Raw genomic sequence first — 19,145 nt, forward strand, 5'->3', positions numbered from 1 at the left:
AAAGAATGTTAGTTAAAAATGTACATATTCATAATCGCGAAGGGTTATGGCAGATTTTAATTGAAGAAGGAAAAATTAGTCGAATTTTTTCTCAAGATGAGGTTTTTAATTATTCAGGTGAGATACTCGATGGTGAAGAAGGGATTGTTTATCCTCCATTCGTCGAGCCTCATATTCATTTAGATGCGACACAAACCGCAGGGCAGCCAAATTGGAATCAATCGGGTACCTTATTTGAAGGGATTGAACGTTGGGCTGAGCGTAAATCATTATTAAGCCATGAAGATGTAAAATCTCGCGCATGGAAGACATTAAAATGGCAGATTGCAAATGGGGTTCAGTATGTCCGTACTCATGTTGATGTCTCTGATCCAACATTAACTGCGCTAAAAGCCATGCTTGAAGTCAAAAAAGAAATCGCACCTTGGGTGGATTTACAGATTGTAGCATTTCCACAAGAAGGTATTTTGTCTTATCCAAATGGTGAGAAATTATTAGATCAGGCTATGGAGATGGGCGCTGATGTTGTTGGCGGTATCCCTCATTTTGAATTTACCCGTGAGTATGGTGTAGAGTCGATGCATATCGCTTTTGATATTGCTAGCAAGTACAACAAGCAGATTGATATTCATTGTGATGAGATTGATGATGAACAATCTCGTTTTGTTGAAACGGTTGCGGCATTAGCTTTGAAATATGACATGGGTGAAAAAGTGACAGCAAGCCATACAACAGCCATGCATTCATATAATAATGCTTATGCATCACGCCTTTTCCGATTACTAAAAATGTCAAAAATTCATTTCGTGGCAAATCCATTAGTGAATATTCATCTTCAAGGACGCTTTGATACCTATCCAAAACGTCGTGGTGTAACACGAGTAAAAGAGATGCTCAAAAATAATATCAATGTTTGTTTTGGGCATGATGATGTGTTTGATCCTTGGTATCCACTCGGTACAGCGAATATGCTACAGGTATTACACATGGGATTACATGTTTGCCAGTTAATGGGATATGGTCAAATTAATGATGGTTTGAAACTGGTCACTGAAAATAGTGCGAAAGCATTAGGTTTAACGGATTATGGAATCCAAGAAGGTAACAGTGCAAACTTTATTGTATTACCTGCAGAAAATGGCTTTGATGCCGTACGCCGCCAAGTTCCTACACGCTATTCTATTCGTCATGGTAAGGTGATTTCTGAGACACAGCTGGCAAAAACTACCATTCATTTATCCGATAGTGAACAAGTGAACTATCGTTAGCCACTGCAAGTGCGGTCAAAATTTAAGAGAAATTTGAACCGCACTTTTATCTTATTTCTTACCTAATTGTGGCAATACTGAATCTTTAATTGCGCTTAATAAACCTGTTTGTGCATAGATACCAAGTTTGCCTCGGGTGTCAGATACATCTAAATTACGCATTGTTAATTGACCGATACGATCACTTGGATCAAATGGAGCATCTTCCACTTTTTCCATACTTAAACGCTCTGCTTCGTAGGTTAAGTTCGGTGATTCGGTATTTAAGATAGTGAAGTCGTTACCACGACGAAGTTCAAGTGTTACTGTACCCGTAATTGCTTTTGCCACCCAACGTTGTGCTGTTTCACGCAGCATTAATGCTTGTGGATCAAACCAACGGCCTTGGTATAACAAACGGCCTAAACGGATACCATTAATACGATATTGTTCGATGGTATCTTCATTGTGAATACCAGTTACTAAACGTTCGTAAGCGATATGCAATAATGCCATCCCCGGCGCTTCATAAATACCACGAGATTTTGCTTCAATAATACGATTTTCGATTTGGTCAGACATCCCTAAACCATGACGGCCACCGACACGATTGGCTTCTAGAATAATATCAACTGCATTATCAAAGCGTTTACCATTTAATGCGACAGGGATGCCTTCTTCAAAAGTGACAGTGACTGTTTCTGGTTTAATTTCTACATTGTCATCCCAAAATGCTACACCCATAATTGGTTTAACAATTTTCATGCCTGTGCTTAATTGCTCCAAGTCTTTTGCTTCATGAGTTGCACCCAGCATATTGGAATCTGTCGAGTATGCTTTTTCAACTGACATTTTATAGTCAAAACCATTTTCGATAAGAAATTGAGACATTTCAAAGCGGCCACCAAGTTCTTCAATAAATTGCGCATCTAACCAAGGTTTATAGATTTTTAAATTCGGGTTTGTTAATAAACCATAACGATAGAAACGTTCGATGTCATTCCCTTTGAATGTTGAGCCATCCCCCCAAATATTTACATCGTCTTCTTTCATTGCTGCAACGAGCATCGTTCCGGTTACAGCGCGACCAAGTGGCGTCGTATTGAAGTAAGGAATTCCGCCTGTAGAAATATGGAATGCACCGCATTGAATTGCCGCAATGCCTTCATGAGCAAGCTGAGCACGACAATCAATTAATCGCGCATTTTCAGCACCATACGCCATTGCTTTTTTAGGGATTGCGCTGTAATCATCTTCATCAGGTTGACCTAAATTAGCGGTGTATGCATAAGGCACTGCACCTTTTTGACGCATCCAAAGTAATGCTGCACTAGTGTCTAGTCCGCCAGAAAAAGCGATACCGACTTTTTGCCCTTCAGGTAAATGTTGTAGAATTGTATTTGACATATCTTTTCCTTGTTTATAATTTAGATTGAATAATTAATCATTTTATTTGAATAAAAAGTCATTTAAATATAACCGCACTTTTTATGTTTGTCTAGCCTTTTATGTATTTAGACTAAAAATCTTTAGTTGTCATCATGCATAAAAATCCCCGCTGTAAATAGCAGGGATTTTGATCTCTATTTTGTTAATAAATCCAGCGCTTCCTGATATTTATCAACAGTTTTCTGAATAATATTTTCTGGTACTTTCGGTGCAGGCGCTTGTTTATTCCAGCCGCTATTTTCTAACCAATCGCGTACAAATTGTTTATCGAATGAGGGAGGATTAATCCCTTCTTGATAAGTATCGATAGACCAAAAACGGCTAGAGTCAGGTGTTAATACTTCATCCATTAAGGTGAGCGTACCATTTTCATCTAAACCAAATTCAAATTTTGTATCGCAAATAATAATGCCTTTAGTCAGTGCATATTCTGCAGCTGCAGTATAAAGTGCGATAGCTTTTTCTTTTACTTGTGCGGCTAAATCAGCCCCGATGAGTTTTTCACATTCAGCATAGCTGATATTTATATCGTGATTGCCTACGGCTTCTTTACTTGATGGGGTGAAAATAGGTTCTGGTAATTTACTGGCTTCAACTAAGCCTTCAGGTAATTTTAATCCGCAGATGGTTCCAGTTTGTTTGTAATCTTTTAAACCACTGCCAGTTAAATAGCCACGTACGATAGATTCAATTTTAATGGGATTCAAACGTTTACACACTACAGCTCGATCTTTGATTAAATCGGCTTCTTCTTTTGGCAACACATCATAAACACTCTCGCCAGTGAAATGATTCGGCATAATGTGAGCAAGTTTGTTAAACCAAAAATTGGAAATTTGGGTCAGGATTTCACCTTTTCGTGGAATGGGATCATCTAAAATAACATCAAACGCAGATAAGCGGTCAGAAGCAACCATTAGCATGCGTTTATCATCGATTTCATAGAGATCACGTACTTTACCTGAATAGATTTTTTTTAGACTTAGAGTAGGGAGTTGTTGTGTCATCGTTTTGCACCTGTATGAAAGTAAAAACTGGCGCGTATTGTACCGCACTTTTAAAGCAAACGTTTGCTATTTTTTTAAAGAAATAAAAAAATCCCCTGAAATTTCAGGGGATGTGTAGTTTTTTCGCTTCAAAATATTTGCTTACTATTAGAAATATACCGCGATTAATTATTGTGCGGGTGGATTTGGGTTATCCAATACATCCCAGACGCTTTCTTGTCGAGGAGCAATTTCTGTTTCAGCTGGTGGAGTAGCTGGCGATGTAGAAGCATTTGGTGTGCCTCCACAGAAATTTTGCCCATTATTCACCCAAACTGGGATCACTCGATTGCTGTCACAATCCCAGCTGCCATGTTGGGTAATACCAACCCATTTCATATTCGCAGGTTTATTTAGCTTCAATTTCTCAATATAAGTATGGCTTAAATAATCTTTATAAATCTGTAATGCGCCTGATGCGCCAGTAAGTTTTGTTTCACCATTATCATCGCGACCAAGCCAAACCGTGCTGATATTTTTTCCATCGATCCCCACGAACCAAGTATCACGCGCATCATTTGTTGTCCCTGTTTTACCGGCTAAACGTAAATCCGCATAATCATTTTGCAAGCTACGAGCTGTACCACGTTCAACAGTTTGTTGCATCGCAAATAACGTTTGGAATGCGGCTTCTTGCGGCACCACTTGTTTTGCGGTTTTATCATGTTGATAAATGATATTTCCTTGGCGATCTGCAATGGTATCGACGGTTGTGAGCTCAATCCGTCCACCTTGATTCGCAATAGTTTGATAAAGTTTTGTGACATCATAAGGTGAGATAGTATAAGCCCCGAGCAACATAGCGGGCACTTTTGGAATTTCCACATTATCCCATCCCATTGCTTTTTGTGTATCAATGACTTTGCTCAAGCCGACTTTCATCCCAATATTCACAGTTGGAATATTTAAAGAACGCGCTAAGGCATCCATTAACATCACTGAACCACTATATTTTTTGTCATAGTTGCGCGGTTGCCACGGTGGGCTACCTTTGACATTAATCGTAATTGGCTGGTTATTAATTGGGGTATTCAAACGGAACTGTTCAGGATTCGAAAGTGCGGTCAAATAAATTGATGGTTTGACTAAAGAACCAATCTGACGTTTTGCCATTAATGCACGATTAAAGCCTGCATATTGCGTTTGCAAACCACCTACTACCGCACGAATTTCACCCACACGGTAATCCGCAACAATCATGGCTCCTTCTAAATATGGATTTTTAGTTTTCAGTTGTAGTTGTGAAACTGTATTCACCACTGCATTTTCTGCTTGGGCTTGTTGTTTTAAATCCATTGTGGTGAAAATACGTGCGCCAAGTAAACTGGATATTTTATGTTCGCCTAGTTCACGACGTAAATCCGCCTGTAAAGTCTGAATAAATGACGGATATTTACGGGAGATTTGTCCTTTTTGTTGAACACCTAAAGGTCGTTGGCTTAATAATTGGTAAAGTTCATCGCCGATCATTTTATGTTCAAGCATGAGCTTTAAAACAATATTACGACGCTCTAAGGCATTCTGAGGATTACGCCAAGGATTATAAAGTGAAGGACCTTTGACCATCCCGACTAAAAGTGCAATTTGATCTAAGCTGATTTCACGAATTGAACGACCAAAATAGAATTGGCTAGCTAATTCAAAACCGTGAATTTGCGTATCGCCATTTTGTCCGAGATAAATTTCATTGAGATAGGTTTCGAGAATGCGGTTTTTATCATAACGCCAATCTAACACCAATGACATCAAGGCTTCGTTCGCTTTACGGGTAATCGTACGTTCGCTTGATAAAAATAAATTTTTTACGAGTTGTTGAGTGAGCGTACTACCACCTTGTACCGTTTGCCCCGCACGGATATTGGTAATTAATGCTCGTATAATCCCCACTGGGTTTATACCATGATGATCATAAAAACGGCGATCTTCCGTTAAAATTAAGGCGTCAATCAATAAGCGCGGGTAATTTTGTAAAGGAATTGCAAGGCGATCTTCATTATCAGATTCCAACATTGCAATCAATTTTGGTGCAAGGCGAAATTCATCGATTGCTTTTACGGAAACGAGATCTTCAATTCGATTGAGTTTGTTATCGACAAAACGTAAACGTAAAACTCGTTGTGGTTCTGGTTTATCAGGGAAAGGGAACGCGCGGCGAAGAACCACAATGGTATCATCTTCTAATTTGAAATCGCCTGGTGCGGCTACCATGGTCGTTTGGCGATATTCGTTATCTAATAAAATTTGAATCACTTCATCGAAAGCGAGATTATCTGAAATTTTCACACTTTCAATGCGGCTATACACTTCAGCGGGCAAACGCCAAATTTGCCCGTCCATTTTTGAACGGATTTGCCAATCTAAATATCCGCCATAAAATACAGTTAATACCGCACCAGTAAACGCTACTTTTAATAGAAAGCTTTTGAAAGAACGGCGTTTTTTAGGTGTTTTTTCTTCGGGATTTTTTTGAACGTTTTCGGTGGTCATAGTCGGTTAAGAGATAAAATCAACGTAAGCTTCGAGGAAATGGATAAAATCTTTCGTGCCACAAAAAGCAATGCTTTCTTCATCATAATAATGAAAATCGTCTTCCAGAATTTCATCGGTTTCAATGGCGAGATTATTCGCTCGTACCATTATTTCATCAGCATCTAAAAACAATGTATATTCTGCGCCGATTAAGATCTCTTCTTGATTTTCAGAGAGGGATTGCGCAGTAGAAAGTGCGGTCAAAATCGCCTTTGGATTTGACCGCACTTCAGTATTGAACCAGTTAGCAAGGGCAATGTGTTCCATCGAACATTTTACGGATACATTGCCTTGATAATGTGTAAATTGAAAATCCATCTTAGATACTAAAGGATGAACCACAGCCACAAGTGCTGGTAGCATTTGGATTATTTACAGTAAAGCGTGAACCTTCTAAACCTTCAGTGTAATCGACGGTACCACCGATTAAATACTGTAAACTCATTGGGTCAATCACAAGTTGAACCCCTGATTTTTCAATTGTTAAATCGCCTTCATTCACTTTTTCATCAAAAGTAAAACCATATTGGAAACCGCTGCAACCGCCTCCCGTGATATATACGCGTAATTTCAAATTAGTGTTTTCTTCTTCGCTGATTAAACTTTTTACTTTATTCGCTGCTGCATCAGTAAATGTCAATGGTACTGCAATGTTATCTGTCATAATTATTTCCCGCTTCCCGAAAATTTGAATTTCGTTATTATCTAATAACCATTTACTCCATTCAAGTGTAATCCAGTTTTTTCCTAGAAATCGTGCTATAATCTCGCAAAAATTTTTTCAAAAAAGGTGAAATAAAATGGCTATTCCAATTAGAACAGAAAAAGAAATTGTAAAACTACGTGAGGCCTGTAAATTGGCTTCGGATGTGCTGGTGATGATTGAACCTTACGTAAAAGCAGGGGTAACTACAGGCGAACTTGATCGAATTTGCCATGAATATATGGTGAATGAACAAAAGGTTATCCCTGCGTGTTTGAATTATCACGGTTTCCCAAAGGCGACCTGTATTTCCATTAACGAAGTTGTCTGTCACGGTATTCCAAGTGACGATAAAGTGCTTAAAAATGGCGATATTGTGAATATTGATGTCACGGTGATTAAAGACGGTTATTTTGGCGATAACTCAAAAATGTATATCGTGGGCGGTGAAACGAATATTCGTAGTAAAAAGTTAGTGGAAGCGGCACAAGAAGCCCTATACGTGGGATTGCGCACAGTAAAACCAGGTATTCGTTTAAATGAAATAGGTAAAGCCGTGCAAAAATATACTGAAAGTCAAACTTTCAGCGTTGTGCGTGAATATTGCGGACATGGTGTTGGTACAGAATTTCACTGCGAACCTCAAGTATTGCATTATTACGCAGATGATGGTGGTGTAATTTTAAAACCAGGTATGGTGTTCACGATTGAACCAATGATTAATGCGGGCAAAAAAGAGGTGCGCGTTATGGGAGATGGTTGGACAGTAAAAACCAAAGATCGTAGCCATTCAGCACAATACGAACATCAACTTGTTGTCACAGAAACTGGTTGTGAAGTGATGACTATCCGCGATGAAGAAATTGCAGAAGGTCGAATTTCACGCATTATGGTGAATGTGTAATTGACATTAAATGATAAGATAAGGGCGTAGATATACGCCCTTTTTGTTTTTCTTTATAATAAAGCGATTTCGATTTAACAAAAGACAATTAATATGCTGTTTTCTCCGACACTATCTTCTCCTTTAACGCCAAGTGCGGTCAAAATTGAACGAGAAAATCTTAAGCAATTTGAGCTAGAGAATTTTTCTCGTTATTCCATTTTTGAGCTTATTGAAAATCGCAGTGATTTTTATGATGCCTTATTGATTCAACTTTGGCAGGAAATGGGATTAAGTGAATTGCAGGGGATTGCTTTAATTGCAGTGGGCGGTTATGGACGGCGTGAGATGTTTCCTTTGTCGGATCTCGATTTTTTAATTTTGGTGAAGCAAATACCTAGCCAAGATATTGAAGAAAAGATCACCCAATTTATCCAATTTTTATGGGATTGTGGCTTTGAGGTGGGAAATAGTGTTCGAACCTTAGAACAATGCGAGTCGGAAGGAAAACAAGATATTACGATCGCCACCAATTTATTAGAAGCCAGATTTCTTGTTGGAAATCGACCGCACTTTGATGCGCTAAATGAATTGGTAAAGCGTGCTGATTTTTGGTCGAAAGAAGATTTTTTTAATGCCAAAGTGCAAGAGCAAATAGAACGTTATCAGCGTTATCACAATACGGCTTATAACCTTGAGCCAGATATTAAGTACAGCCCTGGTGGTTTGCGTGATTTGCATTTGTTGTATTGGGTGGCTTTGCGCCATTCGGGGGCGCTGACCCTTGAGGCCATTTTACAAAGCGGTTTTATTTATCCTCAAGAATATCAGCAACTACAAGAAAGTCGTGCATTTTTATTTAAAGTTCGGTTCGCTTTGCATTTGATTTTGAAACGCTACGATAATCGCCTGTTGTTTGATCGTCAAATTAAAGTCAGCGAATTGTTGGGTTTCCGAGGGGAAGGGAATCAATCTGTGGAAAAAATGATGAAATGTTTTTTCCAAGCATTGCACCGAATTTCGCTTATTAGTAATTTGCTGATTCAGCATTATCGAGAAAATGTGCTTTCATCAAATCAGGACAGCATGATTCATCAGTTAGACGATGATTTTCAACTGATTAACCAATGCTTGTGTTTGCGTAATAGTCTTGTTTTTCAAGAAAAACCAGAACGAATTTTAGATCTATTCTTTTATTTAACGCAGTACGAACAGGCCAATATTCATTCTGATACTTTGCGTCAATTACAAATTTCCTTAGATCAACTACCACAAAAATTATGTGAAATTCCTGAGGCTCGAGAAAAATTTCTACGTTTGTTTAATCAACCTAATGCGATTAAGCGTGCGTTTATGCCGATGCACCAATATGGCGTATTAACTACGTATCTTCCGCAATGGCAAGCCATTGAGGGTTTAATGCAATTTGATTTATTCCATATTTATACGGTGGATGAGCATACATTGCGAGTGATGTTGAAATTGGAAAGTTTTCTGTCACAGGAAAGTGCGCAAGAACATCCCATTGTCCATCGAATTTTTAGCCAACTTTCTGACCGCACTTTGCTTTATATTGCAGCGTTATTCCACGATATTGCAAAAGGGCGGGGTGGTGATCATGCAGAACTTGGCGCAGAAGACGTAGCAGACTTTGCGCAATTACATGGTTTAGATCGTCGAGAAATTGATACCCTTGCTTGGTTAGTTCAATCTCATTTGCTGATGTCAATTACTGCGCAACGCCGTGATATTCATGATCCTGAAGTCGTCATGAATTTTGCGGAAGCCGTGCAAAATCAAGTTCGGCTAGATTATCTCACCTGTTTAACGGTAGCGGATATTTGTGCAACCAATGGTAATTTATGGAATAGTTGGAAACGTTCGCTTTTTGCCTCTTTATATGAATTTACCGAACAGCAATTTGCACAAGGCATGAAAGAATTACTTGATTACTCTGAAAAATCGGAAGAAAACCGAAAACTTGCACAACAAATTTTAACGCAGGATTATTTAGATATTGCACCAATCTCGATTGAGCAATTATGGGCTCGTTGTCCTGAAGATTATTTTGTGCGTAATACGCCAAAGCAAATCGCGTGGCATACAAGTTTGCTGGTGGACTTCGCTGAGGCATTATTAGTGAAAATTAGTAATCGCTTTTCACTTGGTGGCACGGAAGTGTTTATTTATTGCCAAGATCAACCGCACTTATTTAATAAAGTGGTGAGTACCATTGGCGCCAAAAAATTCAGTATCCATGATGCACAGATTATTACGACACAAGATGGTTATGTTTTTGATAGCTTTATCATCACGGAACTTAACGGTGAATTAGTGGAATTTGATCGTCGCCGAGAACTAGAGCAAGCCCTAACAGTAGCCCTTCAAAGTGAAAAATTGCCTGCGCTTTCTATTGCGCCTAATCGCCAGCTTCAACATTTTACTGTGCAAACAGACGTGCGTTTTTTACATGAAAACAAAAAAGAGCATACTGAAATGGAACTGGTTGCGTTGGATAAACCGGGGTTATTAGCGCAAGTGAGCCAGATTTTTAGTGAGTTAAATCTCAATTTATTGAATGCGAAAATTACCACTGTGGGCGAGAAAGCCGAGGACTTTTTTATTTTGACGAATCAATTAGGGAAAGCTCTTGCAAGAGAGGAGAGAGAAAACTTGCGCCATGTGATTATCCAAGATGTTACATCATAAGCCAAAATGCGGTGGAACACACCGCATTTTAACACTAAGCAATCGCTGAAAAAGCAATATCTGCAGCCGAAAGCGTTCTCTCTATATCTTCATCGGTGTGGGCGAGCGACATAAATCCTGCCTCAAAAGCAGATGGCGCAAGGTATATCCCCTGTTCTAACATTTTATGGAAGAAAATTTTAAATTTCTCGGTGTCGCATTTCATGACTTCAGCATAGGATGTTATTTCCTGTTGTTCAGTGAAGAAAATACCAAACATACCGCCTACATAGTTTACGACAAAAGGTACATGATGTTTTTCGGCAAGGGATTTTAATCCTAGACAAAGTTTCTCTGTTTTTATTGCAAGTTGTTGTTCATTGCCTGGTTTTTTCAATTCGTTTAAGCAAGCTAAACCTGCCGCCATTGCAATAGGATTACCAGAAAGTGTTCCTGCTTGATATACTGGACCGGTTGGGGCAAGATATTCCATGATAGCTTTTTTACCCCCTACCGCACCGACAGGCATTCCACCACCGATAACTTTACCTAGAGTTGTAAGATCAGGTGTTACACCATAATAAGATTGTGCTCCAGCAAGTGCCACACGAAAACCTGTCATAACCTCATCAATGATGAAAAGTGCGCCATATTTGTCGCAAAGTTCTCGTATTCCTTGTAAAAATCCCGATTTTGGTGGAACACAATTCATATTGCCAGCTACAGGCTCGATGATGACACAAGAAATACTATCAGGATATTGTTCAAATAGAGCTTTTACTGAGTCAAGATTATTGTATTCTGCCGTTAATGTATATTTCGCAAAATCTTCAGGTACGCCTGGAGAGCTTGGTTGACCAAGTGTTAATGCGCCCGAGCCTGCTTTTACAAGCAATGAGTCTGAATGACCATGGTAACAACCTTCAAATTTTAAGATTTTATCACGACCAGTATAACCACGAGCAAGGCGAATTGCCGTCATCGTTGCTTCGGTGCCTGAACTTACCATACGCACCATTTCAATAGAAGGGACAATATTACAGACCAGTTCTGCTAAATCAATTTCAGAAGGGGTGGGAGCACCAAAACTTAAACCATTTTCAGCCGCTTTAAGTACAGCATTTAAGATCGATGGATGATTATGGCCTAAAATCATTGGCCCCCAAGAACCAACATAGTCAACATATTGTTTTCCATTAGTATCATAAATATAGGCACCTTGCGCTTTTTGAATGAATACGGGGGTACCACCAACGCCTTTAAAGGCGCGTACAGGGGAATTTACTCCACCTGGAATAAAGGACTGTGCACGAGAAAAAAGTGCGGTTGAATCTGTCATTGTTTTTTCCTTTCTTATAAAAATGACGGTATTGTACTGAAAAATAGACTCTTTGTTAAAAATATCTTTATTGGTAAATTTCCCTTATGTTATCCTTTACAAAAAATTTTAGGGTCAAATTATGTTGAGTCTTTTAGTTGCGTTTTTAGGCGCATTTATTACGCTTATCGTAATGCGTCCAATTGCAAATAAAATTGGATTAGTTGATAAACCAAATTATCGCAAACGCCACCAGGGCGCAATTCCGCTAATCGGTGGCGTATCGCTTTTTGTTGGAAATCTTTGCTATTACCTGATGGAATGGGATCAACTTCGATTACCGTATCTTTATTTGTTCAGTATTTTTGTTTTATTGGCGATAGGGATTTTAGATGATCGCTTTGATATCAGTCCTTTCTTAAGAGCGGGGATTCAAGCAATTCTGGCGATTTTAATGATCGATCTTGGGAATGTTTATCTGGATCATCTAGGTCAGATTTTAGGACCTTTCCAGTTAACGCTTGGTTCAATTGGTTTGATTATTACCGTATTTGCCACTATCGCGATTATTAATGCCTTTAATATGATTGATGGTATTGATGGATTGCTCGGTGGGCTTTCTTGCGTTTCTTTTGCCGCGATTGGTTTCTTGATGTATCGAGATGGGCAAATGGATATGGCGCATTGGAGTTTTGCTTTAATTGCGTCGATTTTACCTTATTTGATGCTAAATCTAGGGATTCCATTTGGACCGAAATATAAGGTGTTTATGGGCGATGCAGGGAGTACATTAATTGGTTTTACCATTATTTGGATTTTGTTATTGAGTACGCAAGGAAAAGGGCATCCGATGAATCCTGTAACCGCACTTTGGATTATTGCGATTCCTTTGATTGACATGGTTGCGATTATTTATCGCCGTGTACGTAAAGGTAAAAGCCCATTCCGCCCAGATCGTTTACATGTCCATCATTTAATGGTGAGAGCGGGTTTGACATCAAGACAAGCCTTTTTATTGATTACGTTTGTTTCTGCAGTTTGTGCAACGATTGGTATTTTAGGGGAAATTTATTATGTGAATGAGTGGGCGATGTTTGTTGGCTTTTTCATTTTATTTTTCCTTTATGTCTATTCAATTACGCGTGCATGGCGAATTACCCGTTGGGTAAGAAGAATGAAACGTCGCGCAAAACGGTTGAAGAAAGCATAAAAAATAAAGGTTTGTGTTATTAAATCGCAAGCCTTTATTTTTTGAGAAAATTCACCGCACTTTAGAATTTGGGCGATATGTTTTGTAGATAGAAAAAATCCCCAGCCTTTTGGCTAGGGATTGAAATTTGGAGCGGGAAACGAGGCTCGAACTCGCGACCCCGACCTTGGCAAGGTCGTGCTCTACCAACTGAGCTATTCCCGCAGTTCACATCAGTGAATGAGCCCGCATTATACAAATATTTTTAGGGCTTGCAAGGGCAATTTCATAAAAAGAAATTTTTTGTTGAAGTTTTCGTCAATCTAATTTCATGAAATGTTCGCGATAATAAGCTAGCTCTTTAATCGATTCTCGAATGTCATCTAGCGCCAAATGTGTATTCTCTTTTTTAAAGCCTTCTAAAATTTCAGGTTTCCAACGTGCTGCAAGTTCTTTTAATGTGCTCACGTCTAAATGACGATAATGAAAATAATCGGCTAAATCAGGCATATATTTCACTAAGAAGCGCTTATCTTGGGCAATACTGTTACCGCAAATTGGCGACGCACCTTTCGGCACCCATTTTTTTAAAAAGTCTAAGGTTTGTAATTCTGCTGCACGTTCGGTGAGTTTGCTGGCTTTTACGCGTTCAATTAAGCCGTTTTCACTATGTGTTTTTTGGCACCAATCATTCATTTTATTGAGTAATTCATCAGACTGATGAACAGCCAATACAGGGCCTTCAGCCAAAATATTCAAATTTTTATCTGTCACAATAGTCGCAATTTCAATAATACGTTCTTTTTCCGGATCTAAACCGGTCATTTCTAAATCAATCCAAATAAGATTTTGTTTATCGAATGGCATAATATCAGGTATCCTATGCAAAAATTTTTTTCATTTTACCAAAAACAAGGGAAAAAACGACCGCACTTTTATGGCTAAACGTAAATTAACTCAGAACCAAACCAGAAGAATTCAATCGAATAATGCGAAAACATTACATCGCCATAAGAAAAAAGAGATTGAATGGTCAGATGAAATGCTTGGCGAATCACAAGAAGGTGTTGTGGTCACGCGTTATTCGATTCATGCTGATGTCGAAAATAAACAAGGCGAAATTTATCGTTGTAATTTGCGCCGTACCTTGTCGAGTTTGGTGGTGGGAGATAAAGTCGTTTGGCGTAAAGGCAATGAACAATTACAAGGTGTGAGTGGTGTGATTGAGGCAATTCACCCTCGAGAAAATGAAATTTCCCGCCCTGACTATTATGATGGTTTGAAACCCATTGCGGCGAATATTGATCGTATTATTATTGTATCAGCAGTATTACCAACGCTTTCCTTAAATATTATCGATCGTTATCTTGTTGTGTGTGAAATTGCGGGAATCACGCCTCTCATTGTTTTGAATAAAGTGGATTTATTGGCGCAAGAACAGCGTCAAGAAATTGAAGACCAACTCAAAATTTACCAAGATATTGGCTATGAAATTTTAATGATTTCAGCAAAGAGCGGTGAAAATATGGAAAAATTAACCGCACTTTTGGCACAAGGCACGGCGATTTTTGTTGGGCAATCGGGTGTCGGTAAATCGAGTTTAATTAATCATATTTTGCCTAGCGTAAACGCTCAAGTAGGTGATGTTAGTGAAACATCAGGATTAGGGCAGCATACGACGACATCATCGCGTCTTTATCATTTGCCACAAGGTGGTAATTTAATTGATTCGCCAGGAATTAGAGAATTTGGGCTTTGGCATTTAGATGCGGAGCAAATCACAAAAGGGTATCGAGAATTTCAATATGTTTTGGGAACCTGTAAATTCCGTGATTGTAAACATTTGAGCGATCCAGGATGTGCATTACGTGAAGCGGTCGAGCAAGGGAAAATTTCACCAGTGCGTTATGATAATTATCATCGATTAATTGAAAGTTTAAGTGAAACCAAATCACAACGTCATTTTTCAGCAGTTTAACGATTGCGTGAAGCGGCTAAAAAATAGGCATATTTGTTGTTTTTTCACGATTTAGTTCAAGTTTTTTGTGTTTATTGTTGATTATTTTGCTTTGAACAAGGATACTAAGGTGATTTCTTAGTTTTTATTTTTTAACTATTATTTAGTAGAGGTAGCATTATGTACTCAAAAGATGTCGAAATCACTGCGCCAAATGGCTTACATACTCGCCCAGCTGCGCAATTTGTGAAAGAAGCAAAGGCATTTTTATCTGATATTACTGTGACTTCAGCAGGAAAAAGCGCAAGTGCGAAAAGTTTATTTAAGCTACAGACGTTAGGTTTAACACAAGGAACTGTGATCACCATTTCTGCAGAAGGTGAAGATGAGCAACAGGCTGTAGACCATTTAGTTGCTTTAATTCCAACCTTAGAATAATACTGACTTAGCCATAAAATTGAGAATTTTATGGCTATTGTTTATCTATCTCTTTTTTAATTATTTCGGAAGGTATCTATGATTTCTGGCATTCTCGCATCCCCAGGTATTGCCTTTGGTAAGGCACTTGTTCTTAAAGAAGAAAAGATTGTTCTTGATACGCAAAAAATTACTGATGATCAAATTGATGCAGAAGTCGATCGATTTTATGAAGGTCGTGCATTGGCGGTGGAACAACTTAATTCAATCAGAGAGCGTGCATTAATTTCTTTAGGCGAAGAAAAAGCCGCGATCTTTGAAGGTCACTTGATGATTCTTGAGGATGAAGAATTAGAAGAAGAAATACTTGATTATCTTCGTTCAAATAAAGTCAATGCCGCAGTTGCAGCGAGCAAAATTATTGATCAACAAGTCACAATGTTGTCGGAGATCGATGATGAATATTTAAAAGAGCGTGCTGGTGATATTCGTGATATTGGTAACCGTTTAATTAAAAATATTTTGGGCATGTACATAATAGATCTTGGCGATATTCAAGAAGAATCAATTCTTGTCGCTTATGATCTGACTCCTTCAGAAACAGCTCAACTTAATCTTGAAAAAGTATTAGGGGTTGTCACTGATATTGGTGGTAGAACCTCTCATACTTCTATTATGGCGCGTTCTTTAGAATTACCAGCAATTGTAGGCACAAATAATGTGACCGAATTGGTGAATACTGGTGATTACTTAATTTTAGATGCCATAAATAATCAAGTTTATATCAATCCAACACAATCTCAGATTGATGAATTAAAAACACTTGAAGCTAAAATTTCTGAGGAAAAAGCAGAGTTAGCTAAATTAAAAGATCTCCCCGCAATCACATTGGATGGACACAAGGTTGATGTGGTCGCGAATATCGGAACAATCCGTGATTGTGAAGGAGCAGATCGCAATGGCGCGGAAGGTATTGGTTTATACCGAACGGAATTCTTATTTATGGATCGTGAACAGCTTCCGACGGAAGAAGAGCAATTCATCGCCTATAAAGAAGTCGTAGAAGCAATGAACGGGCGTTTAACTGTGCTTCGTACTATGGATATTGGTGGCGATAAGGAGCTTCCATATTTAGATTTACCAAAAGAAATGAATCCATTCTTAGGATGGCGTGCGATTCGCATTGCGTTAGATCGCCGTGAAATTTTAAATGCACAATTACGCGCAGTATTACGAGCTTCAGCGTTTGGTAAATTAGCGGTGATGTTCCCGATGATTATTTCTGTAGAAGAAATTCGAGAATTAAAAGCGGTTATTGAAGCATTAAAAGTGGAATTACGTGCAGAAGGCAAAGCTTTTGATGAGCATATCCAAGTGGGTGTCATGGTTGAAACACCGTCAGCTGCTGTAAATGCAAAATTCTTAGCAAAAGAAGTCGATTTCTTCAGTATCGGTACTAACGATTTAACCCAATATACTTTGGCGGTGGATCGAGGCAATGAGTTAATTTCACATCTTTATAATCCGATGCAGCCATCTGTGCTTGGTTTAATTAAACAAGTAATTGATGCTTCTCACGCAGAGGGTAAATGGACGGGAATGTGCGGTGAATTAGCGGGTGATGAACGTGCAACCTTATTGTTACTTGGTATGGGATTAGATGAATTTAGTATGAGTGCTATTTCTGTACCTAGAATTAAAAAATTAATCCGTAATGTGAATTTCCAAGATGCAAAAGCTCTTGCTAATGCCGCATTACAAAAACCGACTGCTTCGGAAATTGAGCAGTTAATCGAAGAATTTTTGGCGGAAAATGCATTAAATTAGACAAAATTGTTTGATTTTACGTTAAAATAACAGCCATCTATGAATTGATAGGAGATTAAAATGGGCTTATTTGACAAGTTATTCGGTTCAAAAGAAAACAAATCTGTGGAAGTTGAAATTTATGCACCTATCTCTGGTGAGATTGTAAATATTGAAGATGTTCCCGATGTAGTTTTCTCTGAAAAAATCGTGGGTGATGGTGTTGCTATTCGTCCTACCGGTAACAAAATCGTTGCGCCAGTGGATGGTGTGATTGGTAAAATTTTTGAAACCAATCATGCTTTCTCAATGGAATCAAAAGAAGGTGTAGAATTATTTGTACACTTTGGCATTGATACCGTTGAGTTGAAAGGTGAAGGCTTTACTCGTATTGCGCAAGAAGGTCAATCTGTTAAGCGTGGAGATACCGTGATTGAATTTGATCTTCCTTTATTAGAATCAAAAGCAAAATCTGTATTAACCCCCGTTGTTATTTCCAATATGGATGAAATTTCTTGCATCGTGAAAAAATCAGGTGAAGTCGTCGCTGGAGAGTCAGTGGTATTAAGCTTAACTAAATAATTTCTTTACGATAAAAAAGTCCGCCTTTGTGCGGATTTTTTATTTATGTAAATAAAACTGTGGTGTAGATAGGATTCAAGGGAAAAATTAAAAATGATCTATAAACTTACTGGCTCACTCCAAAATTACGTATGGGGAGGGCATCAATATATTCCTCAATTACTAAATATTCCTGCGGAAGAAAATCAATATTATGCTGAATGGTGGTTGGGCGCTCATAATTCTTCGCCTTCAACCATTGAAGTTGATGGTAAAAATTTGTTACTTACTGAATTTTTACAAAAAAATCCTACCGCACTTGGTGCACAAAGCCGAGCAAGTTTTGGTGATGAATTACCCTATTTATTAAAAATTCTTGATGTCGCCCAACCTCTTTCTATTCAACTTCATCCAACGAAAACACAAGCTGAGATAGGTTTTGCGGAAGAAAATGCGAAAGGCATTGATTTAAAAGCATCAACACGTACTTATAAAGATAACAATTATAAACCTGAAATGATGATCGCTTTATCTGATTTCTGGTTGTTGCATGGTTTTAAAAATAAATCGGATATTATCGAAGCTTTAGAGGCACGCTCATCTTTAGCCCCGCTTGCAAAAAAATTACATAAACAAGATTTACATGCTTTCTATGCCGATATTATGCAAGCAGAACAAGCTCAGCTACACCAATGGCTTTCTCCAATTCTGTTGGAAAATCAAACTGCTTATGAGGCTAATAATCTGGATTTAACTAATCCAGATTATTGGGTGCTTTATACCATTGATGCAATGAATATTTCTTTAGATAAATTAGATGCAGGTTTAATTTGCTTCTATTTGTTTAATATTGTGCACCTCAAAAAAGGTGAGGGAATTTACCAAGATGCTGGCATTCCGCATGCTTATTTACGCGGGCAAAATATTGAACTGATGGCTTGTTCAGATAATGTGATTCGAGGTGGTTTAACGCCTAAATATGTGGATATTCCAGAATTGCTTAAAATTATAGATTGTCGTGAAGTGGAGCCTAAAATTATCCCGTCGGCACCTCAAGACGCGCGTATATTTACTTATGCTACGCCGGCACAAGATTTCGCTTTGCAAAATATTCAATATGAATGTGGTGAAACTCATCATTTAAAAGCACAAAGTGCGAGTATTTTATTGGTGATGAATGGCCAGTTGAATTTACGCTCAGAAACGACCGCACTTTCTTTGAAACAAGGTGAGGCAGCTTTCATTACTGCGAATGCTTCTTATGAGGTGGAAGGTTTAATTGAAGGCTATGCAGTAGTGGCAAAATTGCCTTAATTTTATACAAAATAGGCTATAAAAGTGCGGGTGGATTT

General features: G+C 38.4%; 16 protein-coding genes and 1 tRNA gene. 9 read left to right on the forward strand and 8 right to left on the reverse strand.

Going from position 1 to position 19,145, the window contains the following annotated elements; all coding sequences use genetic code 11:
- The first annotated feature begins 5 nt into the window (after positions 1-5).
- Positions 6-1,268, forward strand: coding sequence for a cytosine deaminase (locus tag C3V42_RS07610; protein ID WP_106014166.1), 1,263 nt, complete (start codon positions 6-8; stop codon positions 1,266-1,268).
- Positions 1,269-1,319: 51 nt separating this feature from the next.
- Here C3V42_RS07610 and argG read toward each other — a convergent pair whose 3' ends face one another.
- The 5 genes from argG to erpA form a co-directional block, all read right to left on the reverse strand.
- On the reverse strand, positions 1,320-2,654 hold the full coding sequence (argG, locus tag C3V42_RS07615) for an argininosuccinate synthase (RefSeq protein WP_106014167.1): 1,335 nt from the start codon (positions 2,652-2,654) through the stop codon (positions 1,320-1,322).
- Positions 2,655-2,830: 176 nt separating this feature from the next.
- On the reverse strand, positions 2,831-3,703 hold the full coding sequence (locus tag C3V42_RS07620; RefSeq protein WP_005632612.1) for a phosphoribosylaminoimidazolesuccinocarboxamide synthase: 873 nt from the start codon (positions 3,701-3,703) through the stop codon (positions 2,831-2,833).
- Positions 3,704-3,871: 168 nt separating this feature from the next.
- Positions 3,872-6,229: a penicillin-binding protein 1B gene (gene mrcB, locus C3V42_RS07625; protein WP_106014168.1), complete on the reverse strand. Its 2,358-nt coding sequence runs from the start codon at positions 6,227-6,229 to the stop codon at positions 3,872-3,874.
- 6 nt (positions 6,230-6,235) lie between these two features.
- A complete protein-coding gene (locus tag C3V42_RS07630) occupies positions 6,236-6,589 on the reverse strand; it encodes a YacL family protein (protein ID WP_106014169.1) in 354 nt (117 codons plus the stop codon).
- Between the two features lies 1 nt (position 6,590).
- Positions 6,591-6,935 (reverse strand): iron-sulfur cluster insertion protein ErpA, encoded by a 345-nt coding sequence (gene erpA, locus C3V42_RS07635; protein WP_005632606.1) that lies wholly within the window; start codon positions 6,933-6,935, stop codon positions 6,591-6,593.
- A gap of 136 nt (positions 6,936-7,071) precedes the next feature.
- On the opposite strand from erpA, the gene map reads away from it, so the two are divergent.
- Together map and glnD are read left to right on the forward strand one after the other, a co-directional pair.
- Positions 7,072-7,878: a type I methionyl aminopeptidase gene (gene map / locus C3V42_RS07640; RefSeq protein ID WP_005638836.1), complete on the forward strand. Its 807-nt coding sequence runs from the start codon at positions 7,072-7,074 to the stop codon at positions 7,876-7,878.
- Positions 7,879-7,971: 93 nt separating this feature from the next.
- Positions 7,972-10,566 carry a bifunctional uridylyltransferase/uridylyl-removing protein GlnD gene (gene glnD, locus C3V42_RS07645; RefSeq protein WP_106014170.1) on the forward strand — a complete coding sequence of 865 codons (2,595 nt, stop codon included), beginning with the start codon at positions 7,972-7,974 and terminating at the stop codon, positions 10,564-10,566.
- 34 nt (positions 10,567-10,600) lie between these two features.
- On the opposite strand, the gene hemL is transcribed toward glnD, so the two are convergent.
- Complete coding sequence (gene hemL / locus C3V42_RS07650) at positions 10,601-11,884, reverse strand: glutamate-1-semialdehyde 2,1-aminomutase (protein ID WP_106014171.1); 1,284 nt, start codon at positions 11,882-11,884, stop codon at positions 10,601-10,603.
- 121 nt (positions 11,885-12,005) lie between these two features.
- On the opposite strand from hemL, the gene wecA reads away from it, so the two are divergent.
- The gene (wecA, locus tag C3V42_RS07655) at positions 12,006-13,073 is read left to right on the forward strand and encodes a UDP-N-acetylglucosamine--undecaprenyl-phosphate N-acetylglucosaminephosphotransferase (protein WP_106014172.1); all 1,068 of its coding nucleotides are present in this window, start codon (positions 12,006-12,008) and stop codon (positions 13,071-13,073) included.
- A gap of 128 nt (positions 13,074-13,201) precedes the next feature.
- Here the strand turns inward: wecA and C3V42_RS07660 are convergent.
- Positions 13,202-13,277, reverse strand: a tRNA-Gly gene (locus C3V42_RS07660).
- Positions 13,278-13,370: 93 nt separating this feature from the next.
- Entirely contained in the window at positions 13,371-13,919 is a 549-nt protein-coding gene (gene orn / locus C3V42_RS07665; protein WP_009500975.1) for an oligoribonuclease, read from the reverse strand.
- A gap of 70 nt (positions 13,920-13,989) precedes the next feature.
- Here orn and rsgA point away from each other — a divergent pair, with 70 nt between their 5' ends.
- From rsgA to manA, 5 genes are all read left to right on the forward strand, one after another.
- Entirely contained in the window at positions 13,990-15,030 is a 1,041-nt protein-coding gene (gene rsgA / locus C3V42_RS07670) for a small ribosomal subunit biogenesis GTPase RsgA (RefSeq protein ID WP_106014173.1), read from the forward strand.
- 159 nt (positions 15,031-15,189) lie between these two features.
- On the forward strand, positions 15,190-15,447 hold the full coding sequence (gene ptsH / locus C3V42_RS07675; protein WP_009500977.1) for a phosphocarrier protein Hpr: 258 nt from the start codon (positions 15,190-15,192) through the stop codon (positions 15,445-15,447).
- Positions 15,448-15,525: 78 nt separating this feature from the next.
- On the forward strand, positions 15,526-17,253 hold the full coding sequence (gene ptsI / locus C3V42_RS07680) for a phosphoenolpyruvate-protein phosphotransferase PtsI (RefSeq protein ID WP_106014174.1): 1,728 nt from the start codon (positions 15,526-15,528) through the stop codon (positions 17,251-17,253).
- A gap of 60 nt (positions 17,254-17,313) precedes the next feature.
- Positions 17,314-17,814, forward strand: coding sequence for a PTS glucose transporter subunit IIA (gene crr, locus C3V42_RS07685; RefSeq protein ID WP_005635907.1), 501 nt, complete (start codon positions 17,314-17,316; stop codon positions 17,812-17,814).
- A 93-nt stretch (positions 17,815-17,907) separates the two neighbouring features.
- Positions 17,908-19,107 (forward strand): mannose-6-phosphate isomerase, class I, encoded by a 1,200-nt coding sequence (manA, locus tag C3V42_RS07690; RefSeq protein ID WP_106014175.1) that lies wholly within the window; start codon positions 17,908-17,910, stop codon positions 19,105-19,107.
- The last annotated feature ends 38 nt before the right edge of the window (positions 19,108-19,145 follow it).

The organism is Haemophilus sp. oral taxon 036, from assembly GCF_002998595.1.
In the GTDB taxonomy this organism is placed as follows: domain Bacteria; phylum Pseudomonadota; class Gammaproteobacteria; order Enterobacterales; family Pasteurellaceae; genus Haemophilus; species Haemophilus haemolyticus_K.

Coding starts and splice junctions, on each gene's coding strand:
- C3V42_RS07610 (WP_106014166.1), top strand. CDS start 6: ATGTTAGTTAAAAATGTACATATTCATAATCGCGAAGGGTTATGGCAG.
- argG (WP_106014167.1), bottom strand. CDS start 2,654: ATGTCAAATACAATTCTACAACATTTACCTGAAGGGCAAAAAGTCGGT.
- C3V42_RS07620 (WP_005632612.1), bottom strand. CDS start 3,703: ATGACACAACAACTCCCTACTCTAAGTCTAAAAAAAATCTATTCAGGT.
- mrcB (WP_106014168.1), bottom strand. CDS start 6,229: ATGACCACCGAAAACGTTCAAAAAAATCCCGAAGAAAAAACACCTAAA.
- C3V42_RS07630 (WP_106014169.1), bottom strand. CDS start 6,589: ATGGATTTTCAATTTACACATTATCAAGGCAATGTATCCGTAAAATGT.
- erpA (WP_005632606.1), bottom strand. CDS start 6,935: ATGACAGATAACATTGCAGTACCATTGACATTTACTGATGCAGCAGCG.
- map (WP_005638836.1), top strand. CDS start 7,072: ATGGCTATTCCAATTAGAACAGAAAAAGAAATTGTAAAACTACGTGAG.
- glnD (WP_106014170.1), top strand. CDS start 7,972: ATGCTGTTTTCTCCGACACTATCTTCTCCTTTAACGCCAAGTGCGGTC.
- hemL (WP_106014171.1), bottom strand. CDS start 11,884: ATGACAGATTCAACCGCACTTTTTTCTCGTGCACAGTCCTTTATTCCA.
- wecA (WP_106014172.1), top strand. CDS start 12,006: ATGTTGAGTCTTTTAGTTGCGTTTTTAGGCGCATTTATTACGCTTATC.
- orn (WP_009500975.1), bottom strand. CDS start 13,919: ATGCCATTCGATAAACAAAATCTTATTTGGATTGATTTAGAAATGACC.
- rsgA (WP_106014173.1), top strand. CDS start 13,990: ATGGCTAAACGTAAATTAACTCAGAACCAAACCAGAAGAATTCAATCG.
- ptsH (WP_009500977.1), top strand. CDS start 15,190: ATGTACTCAAAAGATGTCGAAATCACTGCGCCAAATGGCTTACATACT.
- ptsI (WP_106014174.1), top strand. CDS start 15,526: ATGATTTCTGGCATTCTCGCATCCCCAGGTATTGCCTTTGGTAAGGCA.
- crr (WP_005635907.1), top strand. CDS start 17,314: ATGGGCTTATTTGACAAGTTATTCGGTTCAAAAGAAAACAAATCTGTG.
- manA (WP_106014175.1), top strand. CDS start 17,908: ATGATCTATAAACTTACTGGCTCACTCCAAAATTACGTATGGGGAGGG.